We start from the raw sequence: 18,996 nt of genomic DNA on the forward strand, positions 1-18,996 counted from the left end.
GAAGAAATGATAAGAGTCAAAGTTCCAGCCACAACTGCCAACATAGGACCAGGATTTGACAGTTTAGGGATAGCCTTACAATTGTACAATATCATAGAAGTCGAAGAAATAAACTTTGGCCTAGAAATTAATATTCCGGTAGAAGATCAAGCATATATAGAAACTAATGAGCATAATTTAGTTTATCAGGCTATGAAGCGATTGTTTGACGCAGTAAATATTCATCCGAAGGGTCTTCGCATAAATCTTATAAATAATATACCCATAGCAAGAGGTTTGGGAAGTAGCGCAGCCTGTATAGTCGGAGGCTTAGTAGTTGCCAACGAACTGCTTAATAATCCTTTGAAGAAAGAAGAGATAATATATTTAGCAGCTACAATGGATGGACATACGGATAATATTCTACCTGCATTCGTTGGAGGATTGACAGTAGGAAGTTTGTTGGAAAACGAAGTTAAGTATGTAAAAATGGATTTACCAACTCAGTTGAAATTATTGGCAATTATCCCCGATTTTCATTTTTCTACCAAAAAAGCTCGTTCACTTTTACCAAAAAATGTGCCCATTGAAGATGCGGTGTTTAATATAAGCAGAGTTGGCCTCCTTGTTGCATCTCTTGTAACCTCCCATTTTGAAAATTTGTCAGAAGCCACGAAAGATAAAATCCATCAGCCATATCGTAAAGATTTTATCCCCTACTGGGAAGAAATAACATCTAAATTGATGAAAATAGGTACAAAGGGGTATTTTTTGAGTGGTTCTGGGCCAACAATCATGGGAATTTTAGATGGAGATTATAAAAATATAGAAGATGAGATGGTTAGTTTTCTTTCTCACTTTGATCAAGGTTATAAAGTAACGGTTTTGGACGTATGTCATAATGGATTGGAGGTAATAAACGATGAGGGAAGTAATGGATGTTATCGATAAAGACGAAAGTTACGTGTATTTGAGAACCACACGAACGCAAGAATGTGAGAGCTGTGCAATGAAAGGTGGCTGTACCCTATTAGGTGGGGCAAACGAACTAAATTTAAAAGCTAAAAACACCGAAAAAGTCGATGTAAAAAAAGGAGATAAAGTAGTTGTAGAATTACCTGAAGTTCCAGTAGTGAAACTTTCTTTTTTAGCTTATGGGATTCCTTTAATAGTTTTCTTGTCTATAGTTTCCATTCTCTATACTTTGGGCTTTTCAGATATCTTCTCTTTCTTGGCTGGCATTTTAGGATTGGGAATTACTTATTTTTTAATTCATCAATACGATAGAAAAAAATTAAAAGACAGATACTTACCAGTCATACTTCAAAAGTTAGAGAAGAAAATAGATCTAAAGTTGCACGAAAAAGGAGAAATTTAAAGTATTTAAAAGCTTGGGTAAAACCCAAGCTTTTAAATTTTAAACTCACCAGGAAAATGACATGATACAAAATGTCCTGGCTTAACTTCTTTAAGTGGTGGTTCTTCTTTGCTACAAATATCTTTAGCAATTGGACAACGAGGATGAAATCTACAACCCGAGGGTGGATTTAGAGGACTTGGTACATCACCTTGTAAAACCACTCTTTTCTTCTTAACTTCCGGATCTGGTATTGGAATAGCAGACATCAAGGAAACCGTATAAGGATGCAAAGGCTCTTCAAAGAGCTCCTTTTTCGTTGTTAATTCAGCTATCTTTCCTAAATACATAACCGCTATTCTATCGCTTATGTGTTTCACAACGGCTAAATCGTGAGCTATAAAAACATAGGTTAAGCCATAATCGTTTTTCAAGTCAACCATTAAATTTATGATCTGAGATTGAATGGAAACATCTAAGGCGGAAACAGCTTCATCAGAAATGATTAATTTTGGATCCAATGCCAAAGCACGTGCTATTCCTATTCTTTGTCTTTGCCCACCAGAAAATTGGTGAGGATATCTATAAACGTAGTCTTTAGATAATCCAACTGTTTCCATTAAGTTGGCAACTCTATCCCTTATTTCGGAGGATGTACCCATTTTATTCACTTTCATACCTTCTCCTATGATATCCAAGACTCTCATTCTTGGATTTAAAGAGGAATATGGGTCTTGAAAGATGACTTGGGCATTTTTTCTAAAGGATCTTCTTTTTTCGTCCAAATTGGATAACAAATCTTTCTTTATTTCTCTTATCCCATCTTGAAAATATAACTGTGCGTACTTTTTATCTATTTCGTTATCTAATTTCTTAATTACTTCTTCTTCTGAACCTAATTCTTTTTTCATTTTCTCAAATCTGTCTGCATAAATCTTTTTAATATACTTGTTGATGGTGGTATTTTTCATGAACCACGGTGTGGTGTCTTGTTCTCCCATTATAATTCGTCCATCTGTTGGTTCGTATAATCTCAGAATTGTCATACCAGTTGTACTTTTACCGCAACCGGACTCACCAACAAGCCCGAGAGTTTCGCCTTCTTTTATTTCAAAACTGATATCGTCTACGGCTAACACTTGGGCGACTGTTCTTTTGAAGACCCCGGCTCTAACTGGAAAATATTTTTTCAAATTTTCAACTTTTAAGATTATTTTGTCACTATTTGGCACTATACTTCACCTTCTTTGACCTTGTTCATTTCGTCTAATAATTTATCTATGTGCCAACAACGGGAAAAATGGCGAGGTTCAATTTCTTCCAAGTTAGGATCTTCATCTACACATTTCTGGTCAGCGAAGAAACACCTGTTTGAAAATTTACAACCCTTTGGAAAGTTCAGGGGGTTTGGAACTACTCCAGGAATAGAAAGCAACCTCTCCTCTTCTTTGTCTATTCTGGGAATAGAATTCATCAATCCCCATGTATAAGGATGACGTGGTCTCTTAAAAATGGTTTTTATTTCTCCGCTTTCAACCACTTCACCACCATACATAACTATAGCCCTATCAGCCATCTCTGCAATTACTCCGAGATCATGTGTTATAAAGATTATCGACATTTTAAACTCATCTTGTAAATCCTTCATAAGTTCCAGTATCTGTGCCTGAATGGTAACATCCAATGCGGTAGTTGGTTCATCCGCTATAAGGATGGAAGGATTGCAAGCTAAAGCCATAGCGATCATAGCTCTCTGTCTCATTCCTCCAGACAATTCATGAGGATATTGATCTACTCTTCTTTCTGGTTCAGGAATACCAACTTTTCTCAATAAATCTACCGCTCGTTTTTTGGCTTCTTTTTCGCTCATATTAAGATGTAATTCAATAGATTCCATGATTTGTTCTCCTATGGTGTAAACTGGGTTTAAAGCGGTCATAGGTTCCTGGAAGATCATGGAAATCTCATTACCACGTATCTTTCTAAGTTGATTGTCCGATAAAGATAAAACATCCATATCTTTGTACTGTATTTCGCCTTCAGCGATCCATCCGTTTTCGTCTAATAGCCTTATAGTGCTTAGCGCTGTAACTGTTTTACCTGACCCTGATTCTCCAACTATTGCCAAGGTTTCACCTGGATAAAGCTCAAAACTGGCACCATTGACCGCCTTTATTATGCCGTCCTCTGTCTTAAAATGGACATGCAAATTATTAACACGAAGTATAGGTTCTTTATTATTATCTTTCAAAAAGTTTCCTCCTCTCACTTTATCGTCTCATTCTTGGATCAAAAACATCTCTTAGGGCATCTCCCAGTAAATTCCAACCCATGACAAAAAGAATCATAGCCACGCCAGGATACAAGATCGTGAACCAGTATTGGCCTGGGCTTGTACCTCCAATGATCCAGTCTCTTGAATACGATAATATAGATCCCCAATCAGCGTATCCTTGTGGAGCACCTAAACCTAAGAAACTCAAAGCTGCGGCGGTGATAACCATCGATCCGATCCTCATGGTAGCGTTTATCAAAACGGGAAATATCGTATTAGGTAAGATATGTTTGACTATAATTGCCGCATCTCTAACCCCAAGGGCTTTTGCGGCCATAACATACTGTTCGTTTTTGGCTTGAAGTATGTTCCCTCTGATCAATCTTGCCGTAACCATCCACCCAAAAATTATCAAAGCAATCATCATATTTCTAACTCCAAGACCTAAAATAGTTGTTAAAACCATAGCTGCAAGCATAAAAGGTATGGACATAAAAATATCTGTAATTCTCATCAAAACTTCTTCAAGCCAACCACCAAAATAGGCAGCTACTGAACCTATAAAAAGCCCAACAGCGGTTGAAATTAAAACTACTACCAGCCCTATCTGAAAAGCGGTTCTACTTCCCCATACAACACCATAAAAAATATCCTTTTGATTTACTATCCCAAAGGGATGTTCAGGAGATGGTGGTATAGGTTCTAATGTTGAAACTGCATTGGGGATCATGTAGGGATCAAAATCAATTGAGTTCAAAAAATCTTTGTTTAAGGTTTCATAAACGTTTAAAGCTTCATTTTTGAAATCTTGCCCTTCGAGTGACTGGAGATCACTGATCATTTCAGAAAGTTGTAAAGACCTTTCATATCTTTCTACAACACTTTCATATTCATTTCTCAACCTTCTAATTACTCCATTGGTATCTTCATCAAAATCTTCATAGTAGGACCTATTTAGAACGTACATATCAACTAATTCTTCAATTTGAGATTTTAATATTTCTTTTTCAATCTCTCCATCTTCAAACTTTTCAACACTTTCCATCAATCTTGATATATCTTGATAATCCATTTCAGCGAAAAAATATGTATCTTCCCAATAGTTTTGAAACTCTTGAATAATAGAATCTTTATTCCCTGTTGGATCTTCATTTACTAATTCAAGGGCCCTTTCCAAGTTTCTTTCATTTGGTAATTGAGGAGGTGCAATCACTGGTGCAAATATTGCTACAATTATGAAAAAAACTAATATAGAAAAGCCAATAATGGCGGAAGGATTAGTAAAAAAACGCTTTAAAGCCCTTTTTGTTTCTTCATTCACAATTTTCACCTCACCCTAACCTGATTCTTGGATCAATAAATGCATACGATATATCGATTATAAGATTTCCAACAATAAGTATGAAAGAAGTAAATAATAAAACACCCATTATAGAAGCATAATCTAGAGTCTGAGCCGCTGTTGCCGCAAATGATCCCAAACCTGTTCTAACAAAAACCATCTCTACTATAACAACGCCTGCCAATAAACCAATAACCATTTGACCTGCGGTTGTTACAACTGGAATTAGAGCATTTCTTCGGGCATGTTTGTTTATGACTACTCTTTCTGGTAAACCTTTTGATCTTGCAGTTCTTATATAATCTCTTCTAAGAACTTCCAACATTGAAGATCGGGTAATTCTCAATAGATTAGCCCACCATAACCAAGAAATGGCAATTATGGGTCCTAAAATATGCCTTAAAGCATCCCAAAATATATCAATTCTTCCGTTGAGTAATGCATCTATAGTCAAAAGATTAGTATAATTATTAAAGGAGGCACTTTTTACAACTTCGTCTGCCCATAAGCTTAGATTACCTGGCGGAAACCAACCTAAACCAATATAAAATATCAATAAAACCAATATTGCCCAAACAAAATCTGGCAAAGACCAACCTATTAAAGCGAAAATTCTAATAGCCTGATCTATAAATGAGTTATGATGAACTGCAGCGGTAACCCCCAACCATATACCAATCCCTATTATAGGAAAAATAGCATATAGTGCTAATTCTACCGTATAGGGGAACCTGTGTAATAAAGCATCTAAAACAGGTTCTTTGCCCACTACAGACCATCCAAGATCACCTTTGAACAAATTCCCAATCCATTTTCCATATCTAACTGGCCAAGGATCTGTTAAACCGTACTGCTCCATTAAAACGATTTTATCCTGATCGGATAATTTTGCATAAGTATTTGGATCAACATAGGTAGATAAAAGTTTCAAAGGTCCTAGTAATTGTTGCATAGAAAAAACTATCAAAGTAACACCTAACATAATCAAAGGTAGTAATAACAACCTTCTGATGATGTATGTTGTCAAAAGTAAACACCTCCGCTCTGTGAATTATACTTAATAAGTAATCACTTAAAAAGAGAGGGGAAAACCCCTCTCTTCAAATTTTACTACAAAAAAACTTCTTTTTACATTATCTTAGCAGAATTATTACTCTACTTTAGTGTAGTTATAGTAATAATCGCCGGGCCAAATTGGATTATTTATCCATCCTTTTAGCCAAGAACGATGGACTCTCAACCTTGTGGCTGATAAAGAGGCAAAACAAGAGCATAATCAAAGACAAATTCTTGAATATCTATATACATTTGCTCTCTTACAGCAGGATCAGATTCAAGGGCTGCGTCTTCTATCATTTTGTTCAATGATTTTCCACCAAATTCTGGTCTTGGCAAGCTTGCAAATTCCGCAAAGTTATCGCCGTAGTACCCTCCGTAATCACCTTCACTGTGGTAATAAGTGAAAATAAAGTTATGTGGATCAGGAAAATCAGCAACCCAACCAATGATGTAAACAGGAAGCATCATGTTTTCTCTTTCATCTAAGTAAGTTGGCCATTGAACTCCTCTAACTTCAACTTGGAATCTAGGATTTATTTGTGCTAAATTATCTCTCAATATTTCAGCAGATACTCTCCTTGAATCGTTCCCTGTATTGTAAAGAATAGTCATTTTGAAACCTGTTTGCCATAATCTACCTTTGTAAGCACGTTTAAAGTAATTTTCAGCCTTTTGCAGATCCAATTCGTATGTCGGGAGATCTTCACTATACCCTAAGAATCCAGTTGGCAAAGCGGTAGGAACTTTTTCGCCTAAACCGTTCAAGACTTCATTTATCATACCATCATAATCAAAGGCATACGCGAAACCTAATCTAACATTATGATCTTCAAAGAAATCTGGTGGAATACCGTTTCCATCCAATTGACCAGAGCCAATGTATGGGGACTCAGGATCAACTTGCCAATTGAATCCTAAAGAAGTAATTGAAACTTCAGGTGTGCCAGGAATAACGGTCAGACCATCCATAGAAAGAACCACATCTAAATACTGAGCAGGAACATAGGCTATGTCTGCATCGCCTGTTTCAAGCATAGCTCTTCTTGTTGACCATTCATCTATACCTTGAATAATTACTCTTCTTATTGGTGCGGGACCTCTCCAGTAATCGTCGAATCTTTCGAGCGTTATCCTTTGTTGAGCGTGATCCCATTCTACTAATTTATACGGACCAGTTCCCATAGCATGATCAAAATAAGGAGACTGTTCTTTCGTCCATCCGTGATACTTCCACCAACCTTCTGCATTTCCATCCCATGCACCTATTTCTATAGAGTACTCTTTGTCTAATATCGCACCCCAACCACTTCCTGAAGCGAGTACATTCAAAAATGGGGCAAAAGGTCTTGCCAAATGGACGTGTACTTCATTACCTTGAACTTCTACTGAAGGATCGATTACATCATAATAGAAATTAACTAAAGCTTCTTCGTATTCTGGAGTTGTTGGATTCATATCATCATCAAATATGGTATCCCATGAAGCACCTACATAGTCTTCTACTAGTGTTCTAATGCTGAATACACCAAACATAGGGTCTAAGTACATCCATACTGGTCCTCCAGCAGGGTTGTATAACAGCGCTCTTTCCAAGGTGTATTCGACATCTTCAGGGGTTAAATCGTTACCGTTTTGAAATTTAACACCTTCTCTTATTGGGAAGACATATGTTGTTCCACCATCTCTCAAATAACCATTTTCAACTGTAGGGACAACGGTTGAAAGCATAGGAACAAACTTGGACAAACTTTCACCATCGTATGCTACCAAGTTGTCATATACGTTGAAAATAACTTCACCACTGGCAGTGTCATAAGCATGGTGAGGGTCTAAAGTATCTGGCTCACTTAGTGTTGCATCGAAGATCATATCAGGGTTTTTAACCTGTGAAAAAGCAAAAACACCCATCAAAGTAACCATAAGAACAATAAAAACTTTTTTCATACCTCTACCTCCTTTGCAAATTTATTAGAATTTGTACACACTAACAATACTTTCCCAAACAATTTCCTTTTATATTTTATCACATTTCATCTTAATACACAAGTAATAAATTTTAATTTGAAAATAAAAGCCTCTTGTTTGCAAGTTTGAAGCAAATCATCGCATTAATAGTATTCCACAAAATCTGATTTTTATCAAGTTCGATTACAGCTTATCTGAAGGAATTATAAACGATTAAGACCAATTAAAAGCAAATATTACCAGAATAATTAAAATATGAAAAATTTTTCATGGTTTATAAAATTTAGTTTTTATTGACAGAGTTAAAAAAGTATGATATACTTTATACGATTAGAAAGGGTGCGTAGCTCAGTGGGAGAGCGCTTCCTTGACGCGGAAGAGGCCGTAGGTTCAATCCCTACCGCACCCACCATCATTCAATTTTATTCAACTTTTTAGCTTTTCTCATATATATTGCTAAAAAAAGCAGGATGAACTTTATCCTGCTTTTGTTTTTTATAATTTATTTGTAATTTCAAAAATTTTGTTTCTATATTTTTCATTAATACATATGTACTCATTATCTTTAAAAATTAATTTTTCTTTATCGTTCGGGGCGTTTCTGATTACAGCGCTTACCAAGGCGGAAACCGATTTTTTGTTCTTCAATTCTAAGATTTCCATGATCTCTTCAGACTTCATCTTTCCTTTTTCGATCAATAATTCAAAAAACCTTGTTGTTAGTGGTTTTAAGTTTTTCACAAAGCTTTTTAATTCTTCTTCATTCCACTCTTTTTTTGATCTTCCGCTTATCAATTGTTGTATAATTTCCACTCTCTTTTTTAAATCCTCAGAGAGCAGATAAAATAGAATTTCTCCATTTATTTCTGATTCATCCAGTAGTTCAATAAGAGAGTCGAAAGTTTCGTTATCTATGGTAACTTTGTAATTTTCATCTCCGTATTTTAGGCTACCTTCTTCATAAATAATATTGAAGATAGAAAAATAGCTTTCTAAAAGTTTTGAATATAAAAAATCCCTTAACTCATAACTTTCAAGTGTTTTGAGTAATTCATGTGTTGACTGAAAATCTTCTTTTCTTTTAATTTTACTAAAAACAAGTTCTTGAAGTTTTTTTTGATTTTCTTCTTTTAACAGGTCTTCCCCTAAAAATTTTACGAGCATTTCTAGTTCATCTTTGTACATTGCGCGTGGCTCCTTAATTATTTTTTTCTACAGTTCTAACATTCAATATTTTAGCACATATAATTTAGAAAAATCAATCTTCAATTTGACTTATTGTTATAACTATTATATAATTGGAATATACCAATAAGAAGGGAGTGATATTAAAATGGAAGAAGTCCCTATTCCGCTCTATTATAAACTTTATCTGGACTTAAAAAGAGAATTAGAGGAAGATTATAAAAAAGGAGATAAATTGTTGACAGAGAACGAGATATGCGATAAATTTGGAGTTTCACGTTTGACCGTAAGAAGAGCCTTGGAAGAACTCTCTAAAGAAGGCCTAATAACAAGAAAAAGAGGGCAAGGTACATTTTATACAGGACAAAAACAAGAGGAAGAATTAACCAGGCTAACAGGTTTTACCGATGAGGCAATTAAACAAGGCCATTCAACTAAATCCGTTGTGTTAGAAAACAGGCTAATAGAAATTCCTGCCGAGTTAGTAGAAGAGTTTAAAGTCCCAAAAGACGGGAGGGTAGTACTATTAAAAAGAATTCGATTTTTAGATGAAGATCCCTATGCAATCGAAACAGCATACTTGAATCCCAATGCAGACATAAGGGTATTGAACGTAATAGAAAGGGATATGTCAAAAGAATCGTTATATAGAATACTAACTAACGAATACGGCATAAAATTCACTCATGCTGTTGAAACTCTCGAGGTAACAACTTTAAACAAAGAACAAGCTAAATATTTGGCTCAAAGTGAAGGCTCTATTGCTGCATTGAGAACGAGATATACCTATATAGAAGATAAAAAGTGTATTGAATACGTTAAATCAGTTTACAGAGGGGATAAATACAAATTCAAGATAGTCAGAAAGGCATAAGATTTTTCTGAGGAGGTAGTATAAAAGTGCACTATACATTAGATGAAATAAGAAGAATCCCCAATCTCTTAAGTCAGTTAAATGAGTTTGATTTTTCTTTTTCAAAAGAGAAAAAATATCTTTTTGTTGGTTGCGGTTCTTCATACAACATTGGATTTATAATGAAAGAAATATTGAACAAAAATGGCTATAAAGCAAAAGTGCTCACCGGTGGACATGTTATGCTTTTTGATGATATTCCTGACAGTGATGTTGCAATTTTAATAACCAGAACCGGTGAATCAACTGAAACTGTTTTAGCGGCAAAAAAATTAAGTCAAAAAGGCATGAAAACCATAGGAATAACGTCTTCAAAGAATTCTTCAATCACTCAACAATGTGAAGAAAATATAACTTTAGATTTTACTGCAGAAAACAGTGTTGTTATGACCGGGTCTTTTGTTTTTATACTGGCAATGTTGCTAAACGGGATAGAAAAAAATGATTATTATAATTACAGTGAAAAAATCTTAGAAGATTCCGAAAAGATTATTGATCAGTTAGCTTTAGAAAAGTATGAACATTTTGTCTTTCTTGGGTACGATGAAAATTATGGCATTTCAAAAGAAGGCGCCCTTAAATTACAAGAGATGGCTTTACAGTACGTTGAATATCATGAGCCGTTAGAGTACAGACACGGGCCTATATCGACACTCACAAAAAAAACGTTGGTTATCATAAACGCAAAGGGTATGAAAGAAGAGAAAGAATTGATCAATGATATCGAAAGGTTGGGGGGAAAAGTCTTAATGATTTCTGCTGATGGAGACGTAAAAATCCCAAACATGAAAGGATTTGAAGCTCCTCTAAGGCTCATTCCCATACAGTATTTAGGTTACAAAAAGGCGATAAAAATGGGGTACAATCCAGATTCACCCAAGAACCTTTCGAAATCTGTCAAATTGGGGGGGTGAGATAAATATGAAATTAGAAAACGTTTTAATTGTGGATCCTATAAACGGAGAATATACCGGAGATATCGAAATAAAAGGCAAAACGATTTCTGGAGTTATAAGAAAAGATTATGGTTATAAAGATTTCGATACCATCATTATGCCTGGCTTTGTAGACCCCCACACTCATGCACAAAAGGGTATAGATACGATGCATGCAACAAAGGAAGAGTTCAAAAGTTGGGCAAAAAATAATTTTTCATATGGTGTAACTACTTTTTTACCAACAACGGTCTCAGCCACTAAAGAACAGATTTTAAAAGTTTTGGACAGTATAGAAGATGTGAATTCTTCAATCGAAGGGATTCATTTGGAAGGTCCTTATATAAATGTAGAAAAAAAAGGAGCTCAGAACCCTCAGTATATAAGAGATCCTTCCTTGGAGGAACTAAAAGAGATAATTAGCGATAAAGTAAAATTAATAACCATGGCACCGGAGGTTAACGGTTTTATTGAAGCAATAAATTATCTTGAAGAAAAGAATGTAGTGATCTCATTAGGTCATACTTCTGCGAATTTTGATATCTTCAAAAAAGCTTTCGAATCAGGAGTTAACAGAATCACCCATTTTTCAAACGCATTAACACCGCTACATCATCGTAACATAGGGGGAACAGGTTCTGGCTTTTATTTTGATTTTAATATAGAAATGATATGTGATGGGATTCATCTTTCTCCTGAGTTTGTGATGTTGGTATACAAAATAAAAGGAGCAGACAAAATTATATTGATAACCGATTCTATAGCCGCTGCAGGGTTACAAGACGGTGAATACGAATTAGGTGGTTTAACAGTCACAGTAAAAAACAACAAAGCAACACTTAGCGATGGAACGATCGCTGGGAGTACACTACTTTTCAACGAAGGTGTCAAAAATTTTAAAAGATTTACCAATTGTACACTACAAGAGCTTGCAAAGGTATCCTCATACAACGCTCTTCAAGACCTACATATTTACGATAAGGGAAGGATTGAAGTTGGCTACTATGCGAACCTTGTCATTTTAGACAAAGACCTGAACGTAAAAGAAACCATCTTCGAAGGTGAAAAGGTATTTTAAACATTGTGTGCTATAATAAAACATAGAAAAAAGATAAACTCCCTAGGGGCGCTAAAGAAAGTATAAAAAATGGAGGTATGATTTTTGGAAAACAAAGAAAACAGTTTTGATGTTATTGTTGTAGGAGCTGGCCATGCCGGGATTGAAGCTGCTTTAGCCTCAGCTAAAATGGGAATGAATACTTTAATAATGAATATAAATTTAGACACTTTAGGATGGGCTCCATGTAATCCTGCCATTGGAGGCCCCGCTAAGGGCGTTGTAGCAAGGGAGATAGATGCACTTGGCGGAGTACAAGCGAAGGTAACAGACGAAACAATGATCAACATCAGAATGCTAAATACAAGTAAAGGTATCGCTGTTAGGGCTTTAAGAGCTCAAATCGACAAATACGATTACTCACAAAGAATGAAAGAAATATTAGAAACCACAGATAATCTGATTCTGAGACATGGAATAGCGAAAAATATTCTAGTAGAAAACGGTAAAATAATAGGGTTAGAAACAGAATTAGGAATGAAATACTTTGCTAAAGTCGTGATTTTAACTACAGGAACATTTTTGAGAGGGAAAATCTTTGTTGGCAGAAACGCTTTTGAAGCTGGTAGAATGGGAGAACTTCCTGCAAATTCATTGACATATTCTTTAATTAAAGAAGGTTTGGAAGTATCGAGATTTAAAACGGGGACACCTGCAAGGGTGAGAAAAGATTCTATCGATTTTTCTAAATTTGATATCCAAGAAACCGCTGATGAACCTCTCGCTTTTTCTTACTGGAGTCAACCAAGAGTCTTAACAAAGGATTATCCTTGTTATTTAGGGAGAACCAACAGCAAGACCCACGAAGTTATTAGAAAATATATCGCATTCTCTCCTTTGTATGGAGATGTGAAATTAATCCAGTCCATTGGTCCTAGGTATTGCCCTTCCATTGAAGATAAAGTTATGAAATTCAATAAGGATACCCATCAATTTTTCCTTGAACCGGAATCTAAACATTCAAAAGAGATCTATTTAAATGGATTGAGTACGAGTTTACCTTTTGAAGCGCAGATTGAGATTTTGAAAACTATACCTGGTTTAGAAAATGCTATAATTGAAAGGCCTGCTTATGCCGTTGAATACGATTTTGTAAATCCGATCCAATTGAAACACAACCTTGAAACAAAAAAAATAGAAGGATTATTCTTGGCTGGCCAAATCAATGGTACAAGCGGTTACGAAGAAGCCGCAGGTCAAGGACTTATAGCAGGAATTAATGCTGCTTTAAAAATCAGGGGGGAAGAACCTTTTATTCTTGACAGGTCCGAGGCTTACCTTGGGGTTCTTATCGACGACCTTATCACAAAAGGAGTAGATGAGCCATACAGATTGCTTACTTCCCGCGCTGAATACAGGTTGTTGCTCCGACATGATAACGCTCATTTAAGGTTGTATAAGTATGGATACAAATACGGTTTATTGAGTAAAGAACAATACGAACAACTTCATAGAATGGAAAATTTGATAAATCATCAAATTAACAGATTGGACCAAATTAAAGTATCACCTAATCAAGTTAACGACATTTTAGCCTCAAAAGGCTCTTCAAAAATCACTCAGCCTGTTCACATGAGTGAATTACTCAAAAGAAGCGAAATATCTTATACTGATTTAAAACACTTAGACGAAGAAGCAGTTGAAGAAAAGGAAGTTATCGAACAAATCGACATTCACTTCAAATATAACGGATATTTTCAAAGGATGCAAGATGAGATCGCAAAAATGAAAGAGCTCGAAAAGGAAAAGATACCAAGCGATATAGAATATGACAAAATTAACAACATTGCCTATGAAGCTAAAGAAAAATTGAAAAAAATCAACCCAGAAACTTTTGGACAACTCTTAAGGATACCTGGCATAAATCCGGCTGATGCTATAAACTTAAGAATTTATTTGAAGCAAAAAGATAAAATAAGGTAGTTAAAATAAAAACCGCCCCAACATTTTATAGGGGCGGTTTAAAATTTATTTTACTGTGTATTTTAAAATAAAGACATCTTTGTGAGCATCTGCACCCAAATCTGATGATTGAGAATATCCAGCAACATAGAGGTTACCATTATCATCAATATCTATGGCATAAGCGACATCATCGCCGTATCCACCAAGAGATTTTTCACTTAACAAATTACCGTTATTATCGTATTCAAGTATAGCAAAATCTTTGTCACCGTTCAGGGTTGTAACGTATCCCGCAACGTATATATTTCCATTTGGACCTACGGCAACTGAATAACCGTGATCACTTTCTACATCTCCATAAAAACTTTCCCACAAAATATGTCCCTCTGGGTTAACCTTTACAACATAGATATCTGACCATTTTGAATCCCATGAACCTTCATAACCAACTGCTACGTAGCCTCCAGATACTTCTTTAACATCGAAGCCTCTAGCATAATCTCTTGGAGCAAAAACTTTGGTCCAGATTTCTTCTCCATTGGGATCAACCTTAGCCAGATAAAATTGGGTCTTATTTTCAAATAATTGTACTACCGTGCCTGCAATGATGAAATTACCGTCTGAAGTTTTTTGAATACTCAAAGGTTTAGTATCAGAGCCAGCAACAAAGTAAGGAAGCCACTTTTCAAATACAACTTTTCCTTCTTTATTCAATTTTACCATTTTTCCTCGCATGTTTAATGTATCAGGATCGGAACCATAGCCTACTACAACATAGCCATCCTCTACTTCTACAACAGCTGAACCTTTGTCGTTACCTAGTTTATTAATGTTCGTAGAGAATTTGTTGTTACCTATTTTTGAAACGTAGAAATCTGAATCACTTCCGTAAGAATTCGATGTTCCAACCAAGAGCATATCACCATCAGAAGTTAAAATTCCTTGATTTGCCCAATCGTTGTAATTTCCACCTAACTTGTTTTCATAAACTACGTTACCCTCTTGATCGAATTCCAAAATTAAAATATCTTCGTTGAATCCTTTTTCATTGGTGTATCCAAAAAGATATACCCCCTCATCTGTAGATTTTACATCGAAGATCTCCTGAGATCCACCAAGGGTGTATACTCTTCCCCAATCAAGGGTTAAAGAAGCCATCGCAAAAAGAGATACTGTTAACACCAATACCAAAACAATTTTTGATTTCACCACAATCCCTCCTATCTTTATATATTTTACTACCTATAGAATCTCTAAAACTTACTTTAAATCTAATTTCTAAATTTAAAATTATTGAAATTACAAAAAACATTTTCTTATTTATTATATCATAAAAATTTAAAAATTACACAACAATTTATAGAACACCAAAACTTTTACCTATTTTTTCAAATTTACTTAAAGCATAGTCTAAGTCTTCTGTACTGTGTAAAGCACTTATCATTACCCTTATTCTGGCTTTCCCTTTTGGAACGGTGGGGTAAACTATGCTAGATGCAAAAATACCTTCTTCATATAGTTTTGAGCTAAATTCTTTTGTTTTCTTTTCATCATAGATCATAACCGGGGTTATAGGGGTTTCAGTAACTCCGATATCATACCCCATTTCTTTTAGCTTACTTTGAAAATATTTGGCGTTATCCCAAAGTTTTTTTACTAACTCATTAGATTCATAAAGTGTTTTCGTTGCTTCTAAAGCTGCAGCCGTTTCTGCTGGTGACAAAGAACTAGAGAATAGAAATGGTCTTGCTTGTTGTTTTAAATAATCGATTAATACCTTTTTACCTGCGACGAATCCACCCACAACTCCAAAGGCTTTAGATAAAGTTCCAATTTCTATATCCACTTCGTCCGTCAAATTGAAATGATCCGCTATTCCCCTACCGTTTTCTCCTAATACTCCTTCTCCATGTGCATCATCCACCATTACTAAAGCATCATATTTTTTGGCTAGTTCCACAATTCCTGGAAGAGGTGCAATATCTCCATCCATGCTAAAAACACCATCAGTTATAATTAATTTTCTTCTACAATTATCTTTTTGTGCCTTAACCAATTGCTCTTCCAAGGAGTTTAAGTCTTTATGTTTCCATATGTATCTTTTTGCCTTCGATAACCTAACCCCATCTATTATGCTTGCGTGATTAAGTTCATCTGATAAAATACCATCTTCCTCATTTGTTATAGTAGGAATAACAGCTTGATTTGCGTTAAATCCAGATTGAACAACGAGAGTTGCCTCTACTTTTTTGAATTCCGCTAGCTTTTTTTCTAATTCTTCGTGAATCTTCATAGTCCCAGCTATTGTTCTAACTGCACCTGGACCTACACCCCAGTTTTTAATCGCATTAATAGCAGCTTCTTTAAGCCTTTCGTTGTTTGCCAAACCCAAATAATTGTTAGAACACATATTTAAAACCTTTTTACCATTGATATTGATCCAAGCGCCTTGTGCACTTTCAAGTGTTCTTATGGTGATAAGTAAACCAGAGTCTTCGAGCTTTTTCAACTCTTCTCTCAATTGTTCATAAAAATCCATAATCAAACCTCCTCCTCTTTTGTAACGTTTAAAACTATCTTACCGCTTTTCCCACTGGCCATCAATTCGAAAGCTTCTTCAAAATTTTCAAAGTCAAATTCATGCGTAACGACTTTACTTAAATCCAATTTATGATATTTCAGCCAGTTTATAGCCATATACCACGTTTCAAACATCTTTCTTCCAGTAATCGTGTGAATAGTAAGATTTTTAAAAACTGCGGTATTCATTTCAAACTTTATCTTGCTTTCAGGATAAACCCCTAAGATGGATGCCACTCCTGTGCTTTTTAATGATTTTATACCATCGTTCAGAGCGTTTTCATTTCCTGACATTTCAAGAAAGACATCTGCTCCCAATCCAGAGGTTATTTTTAATACTTCTTCAACTACAGACTTCTCCTTCGGATTTATAACTAAATCAGCCCCTAAAGATTTTGCCATATTGATCCTGTAATCAGAAGGTTCACTTACTATAATGAAAGCTGCTCCGGATAATTTGGCAATTTCTATCGCCATAGCGCCAATAGGTCCCGCTCCGGCAATTAAAACTACTTTACCTCTAAGATCGGCTGCAGTTGTTGTAAAAATCGCATTTCCCAAAGGTTCCATCACAGATGCATATTTTAAAGGTATACTTTCGTCGATTTTTATCAAAACTGTATCTGGTAGAACGGCGTATTCAGAAAAAACGCCATCTCTATCTACTCCTAAGATCTTTAAATTCTGGCATACATGCATATTTCCTGTTCTACACTGATGACAATAACCACAAGGTATATGACTGTCTGAAACAACTAAATCTCCAGGTTTAACGCTTTTAACTTCATTTCCAACTTCGATTACCCTTCCAACAAATTCATGGCCATCGATTTGTGGGAATTGCTTAATTCGGTCTTTTGCCCAATCATTCCATTCGTAAATATGTACATCAGTCCCACATACCGATACTTTTAAAATTTTAATCTTTACATCGTGTGAAAACTGTAAAGTTGGTTCTTCTACTTCCATTAGGGTTAACCCTTTTCCTGGTTTGGCTTTTACAATAGCCTTCATTTTTTCACTCTCCTTTAAAAGATAACTACTATTATATATAGTAACTCACTATGAAATTTTTTTCAAACCTCAGGAGAGTAGTTTATAGGCAAAAATAGACAATAATAGGTGATTATGGTTAATTAAAACAAAATTAGCGAGTAATTTTACGATTCATAAACCACAGTTCCATTTATCAGTGTCTTTTCTACAATGCTTCTGGGGTCAAAAGGATGACCGCTCCACAAAACCAAATCTGCGTCCTTGCTTTCATCAATAGTTCCTAAACGTTTTTCTATCTTTAGAATTTTAGCTGGATTTATCGTTAACATTTTTAGCAAGTCTTCTTCCTTGGCTCCATACCTTAAGGCAGTAGCTGCTTGTATCGAAGCGTGTTCTAAATGAGTTACAGGATGATCACACATCAACGCAGCTAAGATTCCCTTCTCATTAATTATTTTTATCGACTCAAACCGCATATCTCTGGTTTCCAATTTTGTTCTAAAACCTAGTAGAGGTCCCAAAATCAATGGAATATTTTTTTCTTTAATAAAATCAGGGATTTTATAAGCCTCTGTTGCGTGTTCAATAACCAGGTCAAACCCAAATTCTTCAGATAACCTTATCGCAGTTAAAATATCGTCTTTCCTGTGGGCATGAATCCTTGCTGGAATTTGCTTATTTAGAACTTTCTCGCCAATTTCAAATTTGATGTCTGTCTCAGTAAAAGCTTTCCCTTCTTTTTCTGCAGATTTCTTCTTTTCAATATAATTTCTAACTTTAGTAAAATAATCTCTTATTACTGCAGCATTTCCTAGCCTAGTAGATGGAGTTTTGTTGTAAGAACCATATACTTTTTTAGGATTTTCACCCAAAGCCATTTTAAGGCCAGCAGGTTCTCTTAAAATAGCTTCATCGGTTATTTGAGAATTTAACTTCAATATAGCCCCCTGACCTCCAATGGGGTTTGCACTACCTGGCACTATCATCACCGTTGTAACCCCCCCAGATAGAGCTCTTTTTATAGCAGCGTCTTCGGGATAAAAGGCATCAATCGCCCTAACTTGTGGTGTAACAGGGTCCGTCGCTTCATTTCCGTCTTGGTAAGAGGCTCCAACACCTTCTTCAAACAAACCAATATGGGAATGTGCATCGATAAATCCTGGTAGGATATACTTATTTGTTGCATCTATTACCTCTTCTGCTTTAACCTGCAGATCTTCGCCTATTTGCTTGATTATGCCATCTTCTATCAAAATATCTCCGACAAAAGGTTCCCTGGAAATAGGATAAATGTATCCATTTTTCAATAAAAGTGTTTTCATAAAAGTATTCCCCCTTTTAGTATTGTTGACTACTGTCTTAAGAATCTTTATTTATAGCGCCCCTTT

The 18,996-nt window shown here is 35.4% G+C and carries 14 protein-coding genes, 1 tRNA gene and 3 pseudogenes; 7 read left to right on the forward strand and 11 right to left on the reverse strand.

The genetic code is table 11. The annotated features are described in order from the left end of the window. Positions 1–6: 6 nt before the first annotated feature. Positions 7–930, forward strand: a complete 924-nt coding sequence (gene thrB, locus NAAC61_RS06285; RefSeq protein ID WP_202695523.1) for a homoserine kinase — start codon at positions 7–9, stop codon at positions 928–930. Further along, positions 902–1,357, forward strand: a complete 456-nt coding sequence (locus NAAC61_RS06290; RefSeq protein WP_121959212.1) for a SoxR reducing system RseC family protein — start codon at positions 902–904, stop codon at positions 1,355–1,357. The genes thrB and NAAC61_RS06290 overlap by 29 nt, the downstream gene beginning before the upstream one ends. Positions 1,358–1,389: 32 nt before the next feature. Here the strand turns inward: NAAC61_RS06290 and NAAC61_RS06295 are convergent, their stop codons facing one another. The 6 genes and pseudogenes from NAAC61_RS06295 to NAAC61_RS06315 form a co-directional block, all read right to left on the reverse strand. Further along, positions 1,390–2,568, reverse strand: coding sequence for an oligopeptide/dipeptide ABC transporter ATP-binding protein (locus NAAC61_RS06295; protein ID WP_202695524.1), 1,179 nt, complete (start codon positions 2,566–2,568; stop codon positions 1,390–1,392). Beyond that, positions 2,568–3,587: an ABC transporter ATP-binding protein gene (locus NAAC61_RS06300; protein ID WP_202695525.1), complete on the reverse strand. Its 1,020-nt coding sequence runs from the start codon at positions 3,585–3,587 to the stop codon at positions 2,568–2,570. The genes NAAC61_RS06295 and NAAC61_RS06300 overlap by 1 nt, the downstream gene beginning before the upstream one ends. 19 nt (positions 3,588–3,606) lie before the next feature. Beyond that, a pseudogene (locus tag NAAC61_RS11340) lies at positions 3,607–4,350 on the reverse strand (ABC transporter permease); the annotation flags it as partial. A gap of 450 nt (positions 4,351–4,800) precedes the next feature. Beyond that, positions 4,801–4,941 (reverse strand): annotated as a pseudogene (locus tag NAAC61_RS11345) (ABC transporter permease); the annotation flags it as partial. A gap of 1 nt (position 4,942) precedes the next feature. Next, on the reverse strand, positions 4,943–5,980 hold the full coding sequence (locus tag NAAC61_RS06310; RefSeq protein ID WP_103064673.1) for an ABC transporter permease: 1,038 nt from the start codon (positions 5,978–5,980) through the stop codon (positions 4,943–4,945). A gap of 123 nt (positions 5,981–6,103) precedes the next feature. Then, a pseudogene (locus NAAC61_RS06315) lies at positions 6,104–7,956 on the reverse strand (ABC transporter substrate-binding protein). A 358-nt stretch (positions 7,957–8,314) separates the two neighbouring features. Between NAAC61_RS06315 and NAAC61_RS06320 the strand changes: the two are divergent. Beyond that, a tRNA-Val gene (locus tag NAAC61_RS06320) sits at positions 8,315–8,389 on the forward strand. A gap of 83 nt (positions 8,390–8,472) precedes the next feature. Here NAAC61_RS06320 and NAAC61_RS06325 read toward each other — a convergent pair. Further along, positions 8,473–9,162, reverse strand: coding sequence for a hypothetical protein (locus NAAC61_RS06325; RefSeq protein ID WP_121515310.1), 690 nt, complete (start codon positions 9,160–9,162; stop codon positions 8,473–8,475). A 148-nt stretch (positions 9,163–9,310) separates the two neighbouring features. On the opposite strand from NAAC61_RS06325, the gene NAAC61_RS06330 reads away from it, so the two are divergent. The 4 genes from NAAC61_RS06330 (at position 9,311) to mnmG (ending at position 14,050) form a co-directional block, all read left to right on the forward strand. Further along, entirely contained in the window at positions 9,311–10,036 is a 726-nt protein-coding gene (locus tag NAAC61_RS06330) for a GntR family transcriptional regulator (RefSeq protein WP_202695526.1), read from the forward strand. Positions 10,037–10,062: 26 nt separating this feature from the next. Beyond that, positions 10,063–10,989 (forward strand): SIS domain-containing protein, encoded by a 927-nt coding sequence (locus tag NAAC61_RS11210; RefSeq protein WP_337919832.1) that lies wholly within the window; start codon positions 10,063–10,065, stop codon positions 10,987–10,989. 7 nt (positions 10,990–10,996) lie between these two features. After that, a complete protein-coding gene (nagA, locus tag NAAC61_RS06340; RefSeq protein ID WP_202695527.1) occupies positions 10,997–12,088 on the forward strand; it encodes an N-acetylglucosamine-6-phosphate deacetylase in 1,092 nt (363 codons plus the stop codon). Between the two features lie 84 nt (positions 12,089–12,172). Next, entirely contained in the window at positions 12,173–14,050 is a 1,878-nt protein-coding gene (mnmG, locus tag NAAC61_RS06345) for a tRNA uridine-5-carboxymethylaminomethyl(34) synthesis enzyme MnmG (protein WP_202695528.1), read from the forward strand. A 45-nt stretch (positions 14,051–14,095) separates the two neighbouring features. On the opposite strand, the gene NAAC61_RS11215 is transcribed toward mnmG, so the two are convergent. The 4 genes from NAAC61_RS11215 to NAAC61_RS06365 all read right to left on the reverse strand — a co-directional run bounded on the left by NAAC61_RS11215 (position 14,096) and on the right by NAAC61_RS06365 (position 18,930). Then, a complete protein-coding gene (locus NAAC61_RS11215; protein ID WP_202695529.1) occupies positions 14,096–15,241 on the reverse strand; it encodes an SBBP repeat-containing protein in 1,146 nt (381 codons plus the stop codon). Between the two features lie 148 nt (positions 15,242–15,389). Then, the gene (locus NAAC61_RS06355) at positions 15,390–16,571 is read right to left on the reverse strand and encodes a glycine C-acetyltransferase (protein ID WP_202695530.1); all 1,182 of its coding nucleotides are present in this window, start codon (positions 16,569–16,571) and stop codon (positions 15,390–15,392) included. A gap of 2 nt (positions 16,572–16,573) precedes the next feature. After that, a complete protein-coding gene (gene tdh, locus NAAC61_RS06360; RefSeq protein WP_012209347.1) occupies positions 16,574–17,626 on the reverse strand; it encodes an L-threonine 3-dehydrogenase in 1,053 nt (350 codons plus the stop codon). Between the two features lie 146 nt (positions 17,627–17,772). After that, complete coding sequence (locus tag NAAC61_RS06365; RefSeq protein ID WP_202695531.1) at positions 17,773–18,930, reverse strand: amidohydrolase; 1,158 nt, start codon at positions 18,928–18,930, stop codon at positions 17,773–17,775. Positions 18,931–18,996 lie beyond the last annotated feature (66 nt).

It is taken from the genome of Petrotoga sp. 8T1HF07.NaAc.6.1, from assembly GCF_016772115.1.
GTDB lineage: Bacteria > Thermotogota > Thermotogae > Petrotogales > Petrotogaceae > Petrotoga > Petrotoga mobilis.

What these genes read in the sequence shown, in the direction of transcription:
- NAAC61_RS06330 (WP_202695526.1), top strand. Translation starts at nt 9,311, where the DNA reads ATGGAAGAAGTCCCTATTCCGCTCTATTATAAACTTTATCTGGACTTA.
- NAAC61_RS06365 (WP_202695531.1), bottom strand. Translation starts at nt 18,930, where the DNA reads ATGAAAACACTTTTATTGAAAAATGGATACATTTATCCTATTTCCAGG.
- nagA (WP_202695527.1), top strand. Translation starts at nt 10,997, where the DNA reads ATGAAATTAGAAAACGTTTTAATTGTGGATCCTATAAACGGAGAATAT.
- thrB (WP_202695523.1), top strand. Translation starts at nt 7, where the DNA reads ATGATAAGAGTCAAAGTTCCAGCCACAACTGCCAACATAGGACCAGGA.
- tdh (WP_012209347.1), bottom strand. Translation starts at nt 17,626, where the DNA reads ATGAAGGCTATTGTAAAAGCCAAACCAGGAAAAGGGTTAACCCTAATG.
- NAAC61_RS06290 (WP_121959212.1), top strand. Translation starts at nt 902, where the DNA reads ATGAGGGAAGTAATGGATGTTATCGATAAAGACGAAAGTTACGTGTAT.
- NAAC61_RS06325 (WP_121515310.1), bottom strand. Translation starts at nt 9,162, where the DNA reads ATGTACAAAGATGAACTAGAAATGCTCGTAAAATTTTTAGGGGAAGAC.
- NAAC61_RS06355 (WP_202695530.1), bottom strand. Translation starts at nt 16,571, where the DNA reads ATGGATTTTTATGAACAATTGAGAGAAGAGTTGAAAAAGCTCGAAGAC.